A 16,351-nucleotide genomic window follows, 5' to 3' on the forward strand; every position below is an offset into this window, starting at 1 on the left:
AGGCTTTTTTTATGAAAAATTTACAGGGAATGATGTTGGTGATACGAAAAAAAATGAAGGTACTCTTTGGCAGTGCTACATTCTTTTATGGTTCCTTGTTTTTATTTTGGATAGGCACGACCAATTGGAATTTTTATGAATGGCACGATCAACAACGGATCGCACAAATTTTCCTGCTATTTATTATTTCTATATCTCAAATCATCTTATTTGGGGAGAAAGACTGCGATGGGGTAATCATTCCCCCCTTTTTTCCTTCAGCATTATCTAGTGCATTGCTTATAGGATTTGTAATATGCGGCCTAGCAAGCTCTGTGCGAGCACAGTTTATGGCTTGGGCGTTTCTAGAATGGGCATTGTTGTTTCTCATGCTTCTTGGGGTTGGCATGATAGTGCGATTACGACGAGTAGGTGGGACTCAGTTTGATCAAGTACTATTAACACTCATCGTAATTGTGTGTGTACTTTACTTCTTCGGCTTTCTTGGTCGCTATGCGACTTTATTTTCTGGTCTGCCATTGCGTGTCTGGGACATGTTCTTCGGCTTTGCAAATCCCCGTTTCTTTGGCCAGTTTCAGACGATGACATTGCCGTTGTTGACGGTGCTTGTGATGGCTACGTCGTCGACATTGATCAGGTGGGGTAGCTTCACTTTGGTGAGTGGTTGGTGGATGTTGTCTATTGCTTCTGGTACGCGTGGTACATGGCTGGCAATGGCCGTCGCGGTGGTGGTTGTTTGGTTGATTGGTCGACCGATCGGCAGAAGCTGGGTGCGTTGGCAACTTGCTGCAATTGCTGCTGGGCTGATGTTGTATGGTTTAATGTTTTTCGCCATACCTACATTGCTGGATAATCCACCAAAGTTGATTAATCGCTTACCTGCATTGTCCAATCTTTCGCTGCGTGATGTGTTGTGGGTCGAAGCATGGCATATTATTTGTGCACATCCTTGGTTAGGTGTTGGCCCTATGCAGTTCGCAGCCCAGCCGAATGGTGTCGGTGCGCATCCACATAATGCCGTACTACAGATCGCCGCCGAATGGGGCCTGCCAGCGCTGTTGATGCTGTCGACACTCATTGTTATTGGGTTTCGTCAGTTCGTTATTTATTTACGCAGGCAAAGCGACGAAATTTCCTTTGCCAATGTATTAAGCTTTGCCTTGTTCGCTTCGTTAGTTGCCGCGGGCGCGCAATCGCTGGTTGATGGTGTGATCGTGATGCCGTATAGCCAAGTGACATTAATGGTACTGACCGGCTGGGCCATTGGTATTTGCCCGTCTTCTTCCAAGCAGAATTTACGGTCGGTTTCAGTTACAAGCAAGCGATGGATAGAGTTTTCCCTTTTGGGATTCTCGGCGCTATTGCTGGGAATAGTTATGGCACAGGCTTTGCCCGATGTGCCGTACTTACCGGAAAGGATGCAGCACTATAGTGATGTGCATCCAGGGCAGCGATTTTTTCCACGCTTCTGGCAACAAGGATGGATCAACGAATAGAGGGTGAGCGAGATCAGGCGCTCCAGTCGCCCGACTTTCCGCCGTGCTTCTCCTTCACTCGAATTTCGCTCATCACCATCCCGCGATCTACCGCCTTGCACATGTCATAGATCGTCAGTAAGCCGATTTGCACTGCCGTCAGCGCTTCCATTTCCACGCCGGTCTTGCCGAAGGTTTCCACTTGCGCTCTGCAATCGATACTGGATTGCTCCGTGTCGATCGAAAAATCCACCATTACACGTGTCAATGCCAGCGGGTGGCACAGCGGAATCAAATCGCTGGTGCGCTTCGCACCCATGATCGCCGCAATGCGCGCGATGCCGAGTACATCGCCTTTCTTCGCCGTGCCGGATTCGATGATGGCCAGCGTTTCCGGTTTCATGCGGATGGTGCCGCTGGCGACGGCGATGCGGTGGGTTTCGTTCTTGCCGCCGACATCGACCATGTGCGCCTGGCCGGTGGCATCGAAGTGGGTGAGGCCGCCGTCGTTTGCGGCGGCAGGATCGGATTGTGGATCGGGTTTCTTCGTGGTCATGATGATGCGGGGATAGGGCTGGAACGATTGCAGTGAGCGGGTATCATAGCATTCGTGAAAACGAAACCGATTCCTTCTCTTGCGGATAGCGCGATGGGGCTGGCGCGGCGATTTGCTGCGACAGCGATACTGGCTGTTTTTGCGATGCAGGCGGTGCCATCGCCTGCGCAGGGTTTGCCCAGCCTGGGCGATACCGAGCGCGAGGAACTGTCGCCGATCATGGAGCGCAAACTGGGCGAGCAGATCATGCATCAGCTGCGACGCGATCGCGACTACATGGACGATGCGCCGGTGCAGGAATACCTGAACAATCTGGGCGCAACGCTATTGGCGGTACGGCCCGATGCGCGTGGCGAGGCACAGTACGATTTCTTCTTTTTTGCGGTGCGCGATCCGGTGCTGAATGCGTTTGCATTGCCGGGCGGTTTCATTGGTGTGCATTCGGGCCTGATTCTGGCGGCGCAGAGCGAATCGGAACTGGCGTCGGTGATGTCGCACGAAATCGGCCACGTCGCGCAGCGCCATATTGCGCGGATGATCGGCAAGCAGAAACAGGATGCGTTGATTCCGCTGGCGAGCCTGTTGCTCGGTGCGTTGGCTGCGACGGCAAGTCCGGATGCGGGGATGGCCGTCATCGCGGGTGGGCAGGGGCTGGCGATACAGCGGCAATTGAACTTCAGCCGCGATGCGGAGCGCGAGGCGGATCGCGTCGGCCTCGACATCATGCGCGATGCCGGTTTCGAGACGGCCGGCATGATCAATTTCTTCGGACGGCTGCAGAAGGCGTCGCGCGGCTATAACGATTCGGCACCGGCTTATCTGCGCACGCACCCGTTGACCACCGAACGTATCGCCGACATCGAGGCGCGCACGCGCGACCTGCGTTATCGCCAGCATGCGGACAGCCTGGATTTTTCCATCGTGCGTGCGCGCGTGCGTGTGCTGCAGAATCCATCTACCCAGGGATTGATCGATGCGGAAGGCGCATTCAAGCGCCAGTTGCAGCAGCGTACGCGGCCGGAGGTGATCGCTGCCAATTACGGATTGGCTTTCGTGGCGTTGCGGCAGGGGAATGCAGCCAGGGCGCAAACCTATCTCGATCAGGCGCGTGCCGTGCTGAAGAGTGGTGCGCCGTCGAAGGCGCACGATGCGATGCTGACAAGCCTGGCGATCGATATTCGTCTGGCTGCAAAGCAGTACCCTGAAGCGCTGACGGAAGCGGATGCGGCGCGCAAACAATTCCCCTTGTCGCGCGGCATCGCGATTCAGTATGCCGATGCGTTGTTCGCGGCGGAACGTTATGACGAGGCTGCATCGTTCCTGCGCGATCAGGTATCGCTGTATCGCAGCGAGCCGAAACTGTACGACCGGCTGGCCAAGGTCTATGCGGCGCAGAACAAGAATGCCTTGCAGCACATGGCGCTGGCCGAAGCCTATGCGTTGCGTGGCGGTTTGTCTGCCGCCCTCGACCAGCTTGGCATTGCGCGCCGTTCGTCGGATGCCACGTTTTACGATCAGTCGATCATCGATGCACGCGAGCGGGAGCTGAAGGCGCAGCGGCTGGAGGAATTGAATCAGGAAAAGGGCTGACAGGAGCGGTTGGCAGACGGTTGAGGCGGGTGGTTGAAGCGTGGCATTGCTGCGGGCATGGCGATGCGTACCCGGTGCGCTGCCATGTAGTCAATCTGTGCGGCGTGGTTTGCTGACGAAACCGAAGCGGGCCGGAATATTTTGCTCTGCGATGAAACCGAGCGGCAGGTTTTTCTCGCCCAGTTGCAGTGCCAATGGCGGGTTCGCCATATCGCCTGTCTTGGACGATGTCGTTGCGAATGCCATCCAGGCGTCGAGATCGCTTTCCGTGGCCGGTGCGTCATCCTTGTGCAGCATGTCCAGACATTCTGCGAGATCGCGATCGTCGAGTAGCGCGATCCGTTCACCGCTTTGCAGAAACAGCCTGCCATTTTCAGTCAGCCAGGCGTTTTCAATCTCGCCCATCGATTCATTCGTCTGCAGCATGAATCCCGAGGGCGTCGTGCGCGCGATGTAGGGCGCAGCTTCCAGATCGACATAGACGCGTTGTGGTCCGTTCTGGAAATACCAGCGGCCTGCCGCATCGTGCGTGTAATTGCGCTGGATGAAACCGATCAACGCCGGCTGCGTGATTTTCTCTCCCGGCAGATTCTGCCGTTGCGCGTGTTCGTTGCGCATGCGCCAGTTGCCGCGTGCATCGAGGGCGAGCCAGCCGTGGCAGTGCGGTACGTTCGGCCATTTCGCCATGGCGCGTTTGACGATGTTATCCATCGATGTCCTCCATGCGCGTATTCGGTTGCGTCGTGATCAACGGACGGCTTGCTGCAGGAAGCCGAGTATGCGCTGCGGCAGCCAGTCCAGTCGGCCGGGGAAAGGCGCGGTGGAAAAGCCGACATGGCCGCCATGTGCGGGCTGCTCCAGCGTGACGGCAACGGAGGCCGATGTTGGCAGGTAACGCGCCGGCAGGAAGGGATCGTTGCGTGCATTCAGCACCAGCGTCGGCACGGTGATGTCGTCGAGCACGTATTTGGCGCTGGCACGGTGCCAGTAGTCGTCGGTGTCGCGAAAGCCGTGCAGCGGCGCGGTGACGGCGTTGTCGAAGGCGTACAGGTCACGCGAATTCAGCATCGCATCACGGTCGAACAGGCCGGGAAATTGCGCGAGTTTTTCCAGGCACTTGGGCTTCAGCGTGCGCAGGAAGGATTGCGTGTAGAGGCGGTTGAAGCCGCGCCCCAGCGCTGCGCCGCCGCCGGCCAGATCGAGCGGGGCGGAAACCGCGCAGGCGGCATCGACGATTTCCGCACCATGCTGCGATTCACCCAACCAGCGCAGCAGTGCGTTGCCGCCCAGCGATACGCCGGTCGCATAGAAGCGGCTGGCGCCGCGTGCGCGCATCGTCGGCACCAGTTTTCGCAATACCCAGTCGATTTCCTGTGCATCGCCGGAATGGTAGAAGCGCGGAGAGCAGTTCAGTTCGCCGGAGCAGCCGCGGAAATGCACGACGCCGCCGTTCCAGTCGAGCGCCGCAACATGCGCCATCAGCGCGCGCGCATAGTGGCTGTCGGACGAACCTTCGAGTCCGTGGAACAGTACGACGAACGGTTTGCCGCTTGCGCCGTCGACGAAATCGAGATCGATGAAATCGCCGTCCGGCGTATTCCAGCGTTCACGGCGGTAGAGTACGGCCGGCCTGGCAATGCACTTGGCCGGGTAGATGGTCTGCAAGTGACCGCCGGGCAGCCACCATGGCGAGCGATAGGTGCCCGATATCGTCGTTGCGTCAGCTTCGAATGCGGCGGAGGAATAGACCGATGTCATCTACGGTATTGCTGTCGTTTTGCTATTGCCGCACGCAGTGTCGTCAATGCAGCACGGTGGCCGGGCCGCGTTCGATTTCCGGCTTGCCGGGGGCGACCGAGGCGTGATGCACGACGATGCGCCAGCCGAGCGGCGTTTTCACGTAGACGTTGGTGGCGATGATGTGGATGTCGCGCTGCTTGCCTTCCGGCGTGCTGACCGATTCGATCAGATTGTGCACGGCGCTCATCATGTTCTGCGAGGCATGCAGCTGCACCGGATGGATGTGCACGCCGCCGCGTGTGAAGATTTCTTCCCACGAGGCGCGAATGGCAGCGTAGCCGATCAGGCGCGAACCGTCGGGGTGGATGCAGACGATTTCTTCGTCTTCCGCCCACAGCGCCATCAAGGCGTCGAGGTCGGCGCGGCCGATCGCGTCGTACAGCGCGGTCTCGATATCGTCCGCAGTGCCGAACTGTTTGCGCGCGCCGGCCATGATGATCTTAGTGGCCGTGGACGACGGTGCCCGGCTTCAGGCGATATGCGGTGCCGCAGTATGGGCACTTGGCTTCGCCGTGCGACAGGTCGAGGAAAACGCGCGGATGCGTGCTCCAGACCGGCATGGCAGGGTTCGGGCAGTAGGCTGGCAGGTCCTTGCCTTCGAGTTCGATGGCGGTCGATTGTTGCGTTGCTGCGGTCATGTCGTTCTCCGGATTGCTTGTTTGTGTAGATAAATTACGTAACTAAAGTCGAATGGTAAAGCCAAGCGGTTGGCACGCCTAGCGGATCGTGCCGGCCGTTGGTTTTATTTGACGATCGTCAGCCAGTGGCTGTACTGCGGAGCCTTGCCGGCAACGACGTCGAAAAACAGCTTTTGCAGGCGTTCGGTGATCGGGCCGCGCTTGCCGTCGCCGATGGCGCGGTTGTCCAGTTCGCGGATTGGCGTGATTTCCGCTGCGGTGCCGGTGAAGAAGGCTTCGTCGCAGCAGTACATCTCGTCGCGCGTGATGCGTTTTTCGACGACCTCGATGCCGAGGTCGCGCGCCATCGTCAGCACGGTATCGCGCGTAATGCCGTCCAGGCAGGAGGCGAGGTCCGGCGTGTAGATCTTGCCGTTCTTGACGATGAAGACGTTCTCGCCGGAACCTTCGGAAACGTAGCCGTCGGTATCCAGCAGCAACGCTTCGTCGTAGCCGTCGGTCAGCGCTTCCTGATTGGCCAGGATGGAATTGATGTAGTAGCCGGAAGCCTTGGCGCGCACCAGTGACACGTTGACGTGATGGCGGGTAAACGACGATGTTTTGACGCGGATGCCCTTGTTGATACCGTCCTCGCCCAGATACGCGCCCCACGGCCAGGCGGCGATGGCGACGTGGATCTGGTTGCCCTTGGCGGAGATGCCGAGCTTTTCGGAACCGATCCAGATCAGCGGACGGATGTAGCAGGTTTCCAGCTTGTTCTCGCGCACGACGTCGAGCTGCGCCTGCATGATCGTTTCCTTGTCGAACGGAACCTGCAACTGGAAGATCTTGGCGGAGTTGAACAGCCGGTCCGTGTGTTCGCGCAGACGGAAGATCGCGGTGCCCTTGTCGGTCTTGTAGGCGCGCACGCCTTCGAAGACGCCCATGCCGTAGTGCAGCGAGTGGGTCAGCACGTGAATGGTCGCATCGCGCCAGTCGATCAGTTTGCCGTCTTTCCAGATTTTGCCGTCGCGATCGGACATCGACATGTGAAACTCTCCAGTAATTTTTACAAGAGGACGATTTTAACGGATTCGGCCATGCGGGACGAAGCGCGGCGAACGTTGGCAATGCGGAAAAACCGCGTCTTTTCGCAGATGGGTGAATAAAAAGATAACTTTTTTGCGTCAAGGCAGGAATCAATTGCCGTGTTTGCCTTCTAATCGTCGGGATTTGCCGACGGCAGGCGGATTTTTGCAGCCTGAACAGGGTTTCGAGGCAGGAAAAACCGGTCTCCAGACCGACTTCGGGCCGATGCTGTGCGGTAAAATAGTGGTCTTTCTCTAAATCTTTCAAAAACTTCAGCAGATGCAATTCAACAGGTTGAGCGATCTGATCGCACGCAACGAGCTGCAAGGCAAACGGGTCTTTATCCGCGCCGATCTCAACGTTCCGCAAGACGACAACGGCAACATTACCGAAGACACGCGCATCCGCGCCTCGGTGCCGGCCATTGAGCAGGCGCTGAAAGCGGGCGCGGCCGTGATGGTGACCTCGCATCTGGGACGCCCGACCGAAGGCGCATTCAAGCCGGAAGATACGCTGGCGCCGATCGGCAAGCGTCTCTCTGAACTGCTGGGCCAGCCGGTCGAACTGAAACAGAACTGGGTCGATGGCGTGGACGTGAAGCCGGGCCAGGTCGTGCTGCTGGAAAACTGCCGCGTCAACAAGGGCGAAAAGAAGGACGACGATGCGCTGGCGAAGAAGATGGCCGCGCTGTGCGACGTCTACGTCAACGATGCATTCGGTACTGCACACCGCGCCGAGGCGACTACGCACGGCATCGCGAAATATGCGCCGGTGGCGTGCGCCGGTCCGCTGCTGGCCGCTGAACTTGATGCGCTGGGCCAGGCCTTGCACCAGCCGGCCAAGCCGCTGGTGGCGATCGTCGCCGGCTCCAAGGTTTCCACCAAGCTGACGATCCTCGAAACGCTGGCCGACAAGGTCGACAACCTGATCGTCGGCGGCGGCATTGCGAATACCTTCATGCTGGCGGCCGGTTTGAAGATCGGCAAATCGCTGGCCGAGGCCGATCTGATCAATGAGGCGAAAACCATCATCGCCAAGATGGCAGCGCGCGGCGCATCGGTGCCGATTCCGGTCGACGTCGTCTGCGCGAAGGAATTTGCGGCCACGGCGAAAGCGACGGTGAAGGACGTTGCTGACGTTGCCGACGACGACATGATTCTGGACATCGGCCCGAAGACGGCTGCGATGCTGGCAAAACAGTTGGCAGATGCCGGCACCATCGTCTGGAATGGTCCGGTCGGCGTGTTCGAGTTCGACCAGTTTACCGAAGGCACGAAGACGCTGGCATTTGCGATTGCGGATTCGAAAGGATTCTCGGTAGCCGGCGGCGGCGATACGCTGGCGGCGATTGCGAAATACGATTTGGCCGATCGCATCGGCTACATCTCGACCGGCGGCGGTGCCTTCCTCGAATTCCTCGAAGGGAAAACGCTGCCGGCAGTCGCGATTCTGGAACAGCGCGCGAAGGGTTAAGGGAAACGGAAGTTTTCCGGCGATGCCGAAGCTGGCGTCGTTACATGCAACGAATAAATTTTGTTATCTGGAGATTCAAATGGCTCTCGTATCCATGCGTCAATTGCTCGATCACGCCGCCGAAAACGGCTACGGCCTGCCGGCGTTCAACGTCAACAATCTGGAGCAGGTGACTGCGATCATGGAAGCGGCCAGCGAAGCCGGTTCGCCGGTCATCATGCAAGCCTCCGCCGGTGCGCGCAAATACGCGGGCGAGGCATTTCTGCGCCACTTGATTTCGGCTGCGGTCGAAGCGTATCCGCACATCCCGGTCGTCATGCACCAGGATCACGGTCAGTCGCCGGCAGTCTGCATGGCGGCGATCCGCTCGGGTTTCTCGTCGGTGATGATGGACGGTTCGCTGAACGAAGACGGCAAATCGGTCGCCAGCTATGAATACAACGTCGAAGTGTCGCGCAAGGTCGTCGAGTTTTCGCATGCGATCGGCGTGACGGTGGAAGCCGAACTCGGCGTGCTCGGTTCGCTGGAAACCATGAAGGGCGACAAGGAAGACGGCCACGGCGCCGAAGGCACGATGACGCGCGAGCAACTGCTGACCGACGTCGAGCAGGCCGCCGACTTCGTCAAACGGACGCAATGCGACGCACTGGCGATCGCGATCGGCACCTCGCACGGCGCCTACAAATTCACCAAGAAACCGACCGGCGACATTCTCGCGATCGACCGCATCCGCGAAATCCACCAGCGCATTCCGAACACGCACCTGGTGATGCACGGTTCGTCGTCGGTGCCGCAGGAACTGCTGGCCGAGATTCGCGAATTCGGCGGCGACATGAAGGAAACCTACGGCGTGCCGGTCGAGGAAATCCAGGAAGGCATCAAGAACGGCGTGCGCAAGATCAACATCGATACCGACATCCGCCTGGCGATGACCGGCGCGATCCGCCGCTATCTGATGGAAAATCCGTCCAAGTTCGATCCGCGCGATTACCTGAAGCCGGCGCGCGAAGCGGCCAAGCTGGTCTGCAAGGCGCGTTTCCTGGCGTTTGGCTGCGAAGGCCAGGCCGCGAAGATCAAGCCGGTTCCATTGGATAAAATGGCGGAACGCTACAAGAAGGGCGAACTGGCGCAGATCGTCCAGTAAGCAAAAAACGACGACGGCACTTGCCGATCATCAGCATCTGAAGCACCATCGGCGATCTACGGATCGCCGTTGATATTTATGGAAATGCCATGACCAGTCTGTACCAATCCACGATTACCTCCCTTCCGTTGCTCGGCCGCGGCAAGGTGCGCGACAACTACGCCGTCGGCGACGACAAGCTGCTGATCGTGACGACCGATCGCCTGTCGGCCTTCGACGTCATCATGAACGAGCCGATTCCCGGCAAGGGCGAAGTGCTGAACGGCATGTCGGATTTCTGGTTCGAGAAGCTGAAAGGCATCGTGCCGACGCACCTGACCGGCATCGCGCCGGAAAGCGTTGTCGCGCCGAACGAAGTGGAGCAGGTCAAGGGCCGCGCGGTCGTGGCGAAACGTCTGCAGCCGATCCTGGTGGAAGCCGTCGTGCGCGGCTACCTGATCGGCTCGGGCTGGGCCGACTACAAGCAGACTGGCGCCGTCTGCGGCGTGCAACTGCCGGCGGGCCTGAAGCAGGCAGAGAAGCTGCCGGAACCGATCTTCACGCCGGCAGCGAAAGCGGAACTGGGCGAGCACGACGAGAACATCACCTTCGCCGACATGGAGCAGCGCATCGGCAAGGAACTGGCTGCGAAGATTCGCGACGTCAGCATCAAGCTGTACAAGACGGCAGCCGACTATGCCGCGACCAAGGGCATCATCATCGCCGATACGAAATTCGAATTCGGTCTCGATCAGGACGGCACGCTGCATCTGATGGACGAAGTGCTGACCGCCGATTCGTCGCGCTTCTGGCCGGCCGATTCGTATGCGACCGGCATTTCGCCGCCGTCGTTCGACAAGCAGTTCGTGCGCGACTATCTGGAAACGCTGACTGAATGGAAGAAGACTGCACCGGCGCCGGCATTGCCGCCGGAGGTGATCCAGAAGACCGCCGAGAAATACCGCGAGGCGCTGCAGCGCCTGACCGCTGCATAAAGGGAGAGAATCATGGCAGAAGCGAACAAGCCGCTGGTCGGCGTCGTGATGGGATCGTCGTCCGACTGGGACGTGATGCAACATGCGGTCGCCATCCTGAAGGAATTCGGCGTACCGCACGAAGCGCAGGTGATTTCCGCGCACCGCATGCCGGACCAGATGTTCGCCTATGCGGAAGCGGCGCGTGCGCGCGGCCTGCGCGCGATCATCGCCGGTGCCGGCGGTGCTGCGCATCTGCCGGGCATGATCGCTGCCAAGACCATCGTGCCGGTGCTCGGCGTGCCGGTGCCGTCCAAATATTTGCGTGGTGAGGATTCGTTGCTGTCCATCGTGCAGATGCCGAAAGGAATTCCGGTATCCACTTTCGCTATCGGCGAAGCGGGCGCAGCGAACGCAGCGCTGACGGCTGTCGCGCTGCTGGCCGCTACCGATGCGCAACTGGCTGAAAAGCTCGAACAATTCCGCGCCAAGCAGACGCAAACCGCCGTAGAAATGAAATTGCCTGTATGAACAAGAAAGAAATGAATGCATTGAACCCTTCCGCCGCCGGCACCTGGCTGGGCGTCATGGGCGGCGGCCAGCTCGGCCGCATGTTCGCGCACGCGGCACAGCAGATGGGGTTCAAGGTCGCCGTGCTGGAGCCGTCCATCGATTGCCCAGCCAGCCACGCTGCCGATTACCTGCATTGCGCCGATTACACCGATGCCGATGCATTGAAGAAGATGGCGGAGCAGTGCGCTGCCGTCACCACCGAATTCGAGAATGTCTCGGCACGCAGTCTTGCGCTGCTGGCGGAAAACACCTTCGTTGCGCCGTCGGCCGACTGCGTATCGATTGCGCAGGATCGCATGGAAGAGAAGCGTTTCTTCATCGATTGCGCAGCGAAGTCGGGCGTGTTTCCGGCGCCGCACAAGGAAATCAAGTCGGATGCCGACATCGACTCCGTGCCTGATGACTTGTTGCCGGGTATTCTGAAAACAGTACGCATGGGTTACGACGGCAAGGGCCAGGTACGCGTGAAGACGCGCGACGAACTGCGCCAGGCGTATGCCGACATGGAAGGTGCGCACTGCGTGCTGGAAAAGATGCTGCCGCTGGCCTACGAAATTTCCGTGCTGTCAGCGCGTGGCGCCGACGGCCAGTCGGTCGTCTATCCGATCGCGGAGAACGTGCATCGCGACGGCATCCTGTTTACGACCACGGTACCGGGACCGCACATCACGCCGGAATCCGCTGCGAAGGCACAGGCTGCTGCGCTGGCAATCATCGAGCAGATGGGTTACGTCGGCGTGCTGTGCATCGAATTCTTCGTGCTGACCGATGGTTCGCTGGTCGCCAACGAAATGGCGCCGCGTCCGCACAACAGCGGCCACTACACGATCGACGCCTGTGTCACCAGTCAGTTCGCGCAGCAGGCACGCGCGATGGCGCGTCTGCCATTGGGCGACGTGCGCCAGCATTCGCCGGCGGCGATGCTGAACATCCTCGGCGACATCTGGTTCGAAGGCGATTCGGAAAAAGCACACGAACCGGCTTGGGACAAGGTGCTGGCCTTGCCGGGTGCGAACCTGCATCTGTACGGCAAGAACAGTGCACGTCGCGCCCGCAAGATGGGCCATGTCACCTTCATCGCACCGACGATCGAAGAGGCGCAGGAAAATCTGCGCAAGGCTTGCGCGATTCTCGGCATTCCTGCCTGATCCGTATCAACACAGCATGATTGCAGCATGAGCGAAGACCAACTCGATTGGCCGGCGATCCGCGATGCCGCGCAACGGCTGGAGCGCGGCGAACTGGTCGCCTTTCCGACAGAGACCGTCTATGGCCTCGGCGCCGATGCGGAAAACGCCTGCGCGGTCACTTACATCTATGAAGCCAAGGAACGGCCGTCCGATCATCCGGTGATCGTGCATCTCGCGCCGGAAGCGGATGTGTCGTACTGGGCTGCCGAAGTGCCGGACGATGCGCGCAAGCTGATCGCCGCCTTCTGGCCCGGCCCGCTGACGCTGATTCTGAAGCGTGCGGACGGCATCAACAAGGTCGTTTCAGGCGGACAGGATTCGATTGGCTTGCGCTGCCCGTCGCATCCGGTGGCGCAGGCATTGCTGCGTACCTTCAAGAACGGCAAGGGCGGTGTCGCCGCGCCGTCTGCAAATAAATTCGGCCACGTCAGCCCGACCACGGCACAGCACGTGCGCGACGAATTTGCCGATGACAGGCGCGGTTTGCTGAATTGCATTCTGGATGGTGGTCAGAGCGAAGTCGGCATCGAATCGACGATTCTCGATCTGTCGCGCGGCGCCCCGGTCTTGCTGCGCCCCGGCCACATCAGCGCTGCCGATATTGCCGGTGTGCTGGGGAAAATGCCGCGGCTTCCTGACAGCGCGGCACCGCGCGCATCGGGTACGCTGGCTTCGCACTATGCGCCGGTGACATCCGTCGTGCTGGTCGAGACGGCGCGCCTGGCAAGCACGTTGAACAAGCTGCATGCAGCCGGTCATCGCGTCGCATTGATGCATTACTCTGAATCCGATGTCGCAGTACAGGCCAGAATGCGCCTGTCATCGCAGGCAGCCGGTTATGCGCACGACCTGTACGCGGCTTTGCGTGCGATGGATGCGGCCAAAGCTGATTTGATCGTGGTCGAGATGCCGCCGACGGGTGAAGACTGGAATGGCATCAACGATCGCCTGCGCCGTGCTGCGCACGATTCGGCCGGTGAACTGGAAAGACTGCTGGGAACCTGAACCGGTTACGGTTTGCTGGACAGGAAGCGGCCACCGTGGAAGACCAGCGGCTCTTGCGGGCAGACGTCGCAGTTCTCGACTTCGCCGACGAAAATCACGTGATCGCCTTCCGGATAGCGGCTGCGGTTATGGCATTCGAACCAGGCCGCGACATCTTTTAGGATCGGCAGACCGGTCGGCGACAGCGTGAATTCGACACCGTCGAAACGGTTTTTGCCGGGGCGCGCGAACTTGTTGGCCAGTTCGGTTTGCGAAGCCGACAGCACATTGATCACATAATGCGAATTGCCGGTAAAAACGGGCAAGCTGTTGGCAGCCTGGTTCAAGCTCCACAGCACCAGCGGCGGATCGAGCGAAACGGAATTGAAGGAACTGGCGGTCAGACCGATGAAGGTGCCGTTGTCCAGTCGCGTGGTAATGATGGTGACACCGGTGGCAAACTGCGACAGCGCATCGCGAAAATGGCGCGTATCGGATGCAGAAGACGAGGATATCGCCGACGACGGGCGTGAAGAAGAAATAGACATCGATGATCCGGGAAATTTCATCCATTATGCCCAAAATGGTGCCTGCTTGGCAGTGCACATGATGACGATGACCGGCTTCCGTAAAATTTCATGATGAAAGAATCTGGTACATCTCTATTCGATATCTTGCGCCATCGTGCGGCGAGAGCGCCTGCATCGATTGCGACGCGTTCAAGCGAGCGCGTTCTTACCTATCGGCGTTTGTGGTCGCGCATCGAGCGCGGTACGGCGCGATTGATCAGTGAATGGGGCGCAGCGTCAGGTGACACGATTGCTTATTGGGGGCAGGGGCACCAGGATGCCCTGTCGCTGTATTTTGCTGCAGCACGTTGCGGCATTCGCCTGCTGCCGCTGGAGCATGCTTCGTTGCGAGAAAATGCGACAGCATTGCTGCGGCAGCATCGGGTCGCTGTTTTGCTGCATGATGACGATATCGCAGTCGAAACGCTGCCTGCCGCATCGTTCGTGCCGCGCATCGCACGGCTGTCGTCGCTGGTGGCGACGCGCTGTCATCACTATCCGCCGGTAGATGAGAAAGCCTCGGTTCCCAGCCTGATCCTGCCGGCAGACGTGCAGACGCCGCGCAGCCTGCTGCAATTGACGGAGGGCATCACCGATGTTGCGGCTACGCATACCTTCCGCGTAACGGCGGCCCTGTTCGACGACGATGTATTTGCGCCATGCGTATTGCCGGTGTTGGCAGCGGGCGGCACGATCCTTTTCAGATGACGCGGGAATTGCCCATTTGCATGGGGCGGCGTTTGCGTTAAAGTCTCAGGCATTCATTTACGGAGCAATCATGGCGACAGAAATCGCAACACTGGGCGGCGGATGTTTTTGGTGCACCGAAGCGGTGTTTCAGCAATTGAACGGCGTGCTTGAAGTCGAATCCGGTTATACCGGCGGGCAGGTGGCCAATCCTTCCTATGAGCAGATTTGCGAGGGAACGACTGGCCATGCGGAAGTGGCTCGCCTGACGTTCGACCCGGCTGTCGTCAGCTATCGTGAAATTCTGGAAGTGTTCTTCACGATCCACGATCCGACCACGTTGAATCGCCAGGGTAACGATGTCGGTACGCAATATCGCTCGGTGATCTACTACCATTCACCGGAACAGCAAGAGACGGCGAAGCATGTCATTTCCGAAATGGCCAACGTGTGGGATGCACCCATCGTCACCGAACTGAGTCCTGCCGAAACCTTCTACAAGGCGGAGAACTATCACCAGAATTATTTCCGCCAGAATCCGCTGCAGGGGTATTGTGCGTTTGTCGTCGCGCCCAAAGTATCGAAGTTCAGGAAGACGTTCAGCGACAAGCTCAAGCAGTTCTGACCTGCGGGAATGCGATGAAGCGCAGTTGAAAGGGCAGCGAACGCTGCCCTGATTTTTTTCAGGCGGCGCGTTCCTGTGTTGCCTCTTCCGGCATCGCAACGTTTGATGCTTCGGCCAGTTTGCGCAACACGTGTGCGGCTGCAACCAGTCCGAACGAAGCAGTTACGACCATGGCAGAGCCGAAGCCGGCACAGTTCAGCCCTGTGATGCCGGCAGCATCGCTGTCGACGGTACAAGCCTCTGCGGTTTCGGGAAAGCGCAACGGTTCGCTGGAAAACACGGCATCGATGCCGAACTTGTTTTTCGTGCCACGTGGAAAGCCGTGTTCGGCGCGCAGGCGCTTGCGTACCTTGGCCAGCAACGGTTCTTGTTCTGTGCGACACAGATCCTTGATCTCTATACGTGTCGGATCGATCTGTCCGCCGGCGCTGCCTATGGTCACAAGCTTCAGTCCGTTCTTGCGGCAGTAAGCGATCAATGCAGTCTTGGCGCGTACATTGTCGATGGCGTCGATGATGTAGTTGTAGTTGCGCGCGCCGATCATGTCGTCGAGATTGTCGGCGGTGAGGAAATCCTCGATTTCCGTCACGATGCAGGTCGGATTGATTTGCGCGATCCGTTCCGCCAATGCAGTCACCTTGGCCTTGCCTACGGTATCGGTCAGCGCATGAATCTGGCGATTGATGTTCGATTCGGCAACGTTGTCGAGATCGATCATCGTGATGCGGCCGATGGCGCTGCGTGCCAGCGCTTCCACGATCCAAGAGCCGACGCCGCCGACGCCGATCACACAAACATGTGCGTTACGGAAACGTTCGAGTGCTTCCTTGCCGTACAAGCGCGCGATGCCACCGAAACGACGATCGAAATCGGCGTCGTCCACGGAAGCGGCGGGGATGGCAGGAATGGCGGATAGCGAAGTCATACCGCCATTTTAACGGAGAGCAACGCCAGATTCATGCGCCAGGTTCATTGCCACGCCCATCGTGCAGCATCCGCGAGACAGTTCGTTGACTGGCTTGCAAT

Annotated in this window: 18 protein-coding genes; 10 read left to right on the plus strand and 8 right to left on the minus strand. The window is 59.0% G+C overall.

What is annotated here, in order from left to right; translation table 11 throughout:
* The first annotated feature begins 11 nt into the window (after positions 1–11).
* Positions 12–1,496: an O-antigen ligase family protein gene (locus IEV40_RS06725; RefSeq protein WP_188420235.1), complete on the plus strand. Its 1,485-nt coding sequence runs from the start codon at positions 12–14 to the stop codon at positions 1,494–1,496.
* A gap of 13 nt (positions 1,497–1,509) precedes the next feature.
* On the opposite strand, the gene moaC is transcribed toward IEV40_RS06725, so the two are convergent.
* The gene (gene moaC / locus IEV40_RS06730) at positions 1,510–2,031 is read right to left on the minus strand and encodes a cyclic pyranopterin monophosphate synthase MoaC (RefSeq protein ID WP_188420236.1); all 522 of its coding nucleotides are present in this window, start codon (positions 2,029–2,031) and stop codon (positions 1,510–1,512) included.
* A gap of 144 nt (positions 2,032–2,175) precedes the next feature.
* Between moaC and IEV40_RS06735 the strand changes: the two genes are divergently transcribed.
* A complete protein-coding gene (locus tag IEV40_RS06735; protein WP_229724045.1) occupies positions 2,176–3,621 on the plus strand; it encodes a beta-barrel assembly-enhancing protease in 1,446 nt (481 codons plus the stop codon).
* A 90-nt stretch (positions 3,622–3,711) separates the two neighbouring features.
* On the opposite strand, the gene IEV40_RS06740 is transcribed toward IEV40_RS06735, so the two are convergent.
* The 5 genes from IEV40_RS06740 to IEV40_RS06760 all read right to left on the minus strand — a co-directional run bounded on the left by IEV40_RS06740 (position 3,712) and on the right by IEV40_RS06760 (position 7,087).
* On the minus strand, positions 3,712–4,332 hold the full coding sequence (locus tag IEV40_RS06740) for a DUF2946 family protein (protein ID WP_188420237.1): 621 nt from the start codon (positions 4,330–4,332) through the stop codon (positions 3,712–3,714).
* Positions 4,333–4,368: 36 nt separating this feature from the next.
* The gene (locus IEV40_RS06745) at positions 4,369–5,379 is read right to left on the minus strand and encodes a YheT family hydrolase (protein WP_188420238.1); all 1,011 of its coding nucleotides are present in this window, start codon (positions 5,377–5,379) and stop codon (positions 4,369–4,371) included.
* Between the two features lie 43 nt (positions 5,380–5,422).
* On the minus strand, positions 5,423–5,854 hold the full coding sequence (locus IEV40_RS06750; RefSeq protein WP_188420239.1) for a YybH family protein: 432 nt from the start codon (positions 5,852–5,854) through the stop codon (positions 5,423–5,425).
* A 7-nt stretch (positions 5,855–5,861) separates the two neighbouring features.
* Positions 5,862–6,059, minus strand: a complete 198-nt coding sequence (locus tag IEV40_RS06755) for a zinc-finger domain-containing protein (protein WP_188420240.1) — start codon at positions 6,057–6,059, stop codon at positions 5,862–5,864.
* A 104-nt stretch (positions 6,060–6,163) separates the two neighbouring features.
* Positions 6,164–7,087: a branched-chain amino acid transaminase gene (locus tag IEV40_RS06760; protein WP_188420241.1), complete on the minus strand. Its 924-nt coding sequence runs from the start codon at positions 7,085–7,087 to the stop codon at positions 6,164–6,166.
* Positions 7,088–7,406: 319 nt separating this feature from the next.
* Between IEV40_RS06760 and IEV40_RS06765 the strand changes: the two genes are divergently transcribed.
* The 6 genes from IEV40_RS06765 (at position 7,407) to IEV40_RS06790 (ending at position 13,465) form a co-directional block, all read left to right on the plus strand.
* A complete protein-coding gene (locus IEV40_RS06765) occupies positions 7,407–8,600 on the plus strand; it encodes a phosphoglycerate kinase (RefSeq protein WP_188420242.1) in 1,194 nt (397 codons plus the stop codon).
* Between the two features lie 79 nt (positions 8,601–8,679).
* Positions 8,680–9,744, plus strand: a complete 1,065-nt coding sequence (gene fba / locus IEV40_RS06770) for a class II fructose-bisphosphate aldolase (RefSeq protein WP_188420243.1) — start codon at positions 8,680–8,682, stop codon at positions 9,742–9,744.
* Positions 9,745–9,833: 89 nt separating this feature from the next.
* Positions 9,834–10,718 carry a phosphoribosylaminoimidazolesuccinocarboxamide synthase gene (locus IEV40_RS06775; protein WP_188420244.1) on the plus strand — a complete coding sequence of 295 codons (885 nt, stop codon included), beginning with the start codon at positions 9,834–9,836 and terminating at the stop codon, positions 10,716–10,718.
* Between the two features lie 12 nt (positions 10,719–10,730).
* A complete protein-coding gene (purE, locus tag IEV40_RS06780; RefSeq protein ID WP_188420245.1) occupies positions 10,731–11,228 on the plus strand; it encodes a 5-(carboxyamino)imidazole ribonucleotide mutase in 498 nt (165 codons plus the stop codon).
* Complete coding sequence (locus tag IEV40_RS06785; protein WP_188420246.1) at positions 11,225–12,418, plus strand: 5-(carboxyamino)imidazole ribonucleotide synthase; 1,194 nt, start codon at positions 11,225–11,227, stop codon at positions 12,416–12,418. The genes purE and IEV40_RS06785 overlap by 4 nt, the downstream gene beginning before the upstream one ends.
* A 27-nt stretch (positions 12,419–12,445) precedes the next feature.
* Positions 12,446–13,465: an L-threonylcarbamoyladenylate synthase gene (locus IEV40_RS06790; protein WP_188420247.1), complete on the plus strand. Its 1,020-nt coding sequence runs from the start codon at positions 12,446–12,448 to the stop codon at positions 13,463–13,465.
* Positions 13,466–13,470: 5 nt separating this feature from the next.
* On the opposite strand, the gene IEV40_RS06795 is transcribed toward IEV40_RS06790, so the two are convergent.
* Positions 13,471–13,992: a flavin reductase family protein gene (locus IEV40_RS06795; RefSeq protein ID WP_188420248.1), complete on the minus strand. Its 522-nt coding sequence runs from the start codon at positions 13,990–13,992 to the stop codon at positions 13,471–13,473.
* A gap of 90 nt (positions 13,993–14,082) precedes the next feature.
* Here IEV40_RS06795 and IEV40_RS06800 point away from each other — a divergent pair, with 90 nt between their 5' ends.
* Together IEV40_RS06800 and msrA are read left to right on the plus strand one after the other, a co-directional pair.
* Entirely contained in the window at positions 14,083–14,721 is a 639-nt protein-coding gene (locus tag IEV40_RS06800) for an AMP-binding protein (RefSeq protein WP_229723999.1), read from the plus strand.
* Between the two features lie 70 nt (positions 14,722–14,791).
* Positions 14,792–15,325 carry a peptide-methionine (S)-S-oxide reductase MsrA gene (msrA, locus tag IEV40_RS06805; RefSeq protein WP_188420249.1) on the plus strand — a complete coding sequence of 178 codons (534 nt, stop codon included), beginning with the start codon at positions 14,792–14,794 and terminating at the stop codon, positions 15,323–15,325.
* A 58-nt stretch (positions 15,326–15,383) separates the two neighbouring features.
* On the opposite strand, the gene tcdA is transcribed toward msrA, so the two are convergent.
* The gene (tcdA, locus tag IEV40_RS06810) at positions 15,384–16,250 is read right to left on the minus strand and encodes a tRNA cyclic N6-threonylcarbamoyladenosine(37) synthase TcdA (protein WP_188420250.1); all 867 of its coding nucleotides are present in this window, start codon (positions 16,248–16,250) and stop codon (positions 15,384–15,386) included.
* Positions 16,251–16,351: the final 101 nt, after the last annotated feature.

Source organism: Oxalicibacterium solurbis, assembly GCF_014635845.1.
Classification (GTDB): domain Bacteria; phylum Pseudomonadota; class Gammaproteobacteria; order Burkholderiales; family Burkholderiaceae_D; genus Oxalicibacterium; species Oxalicibacterium solurbis.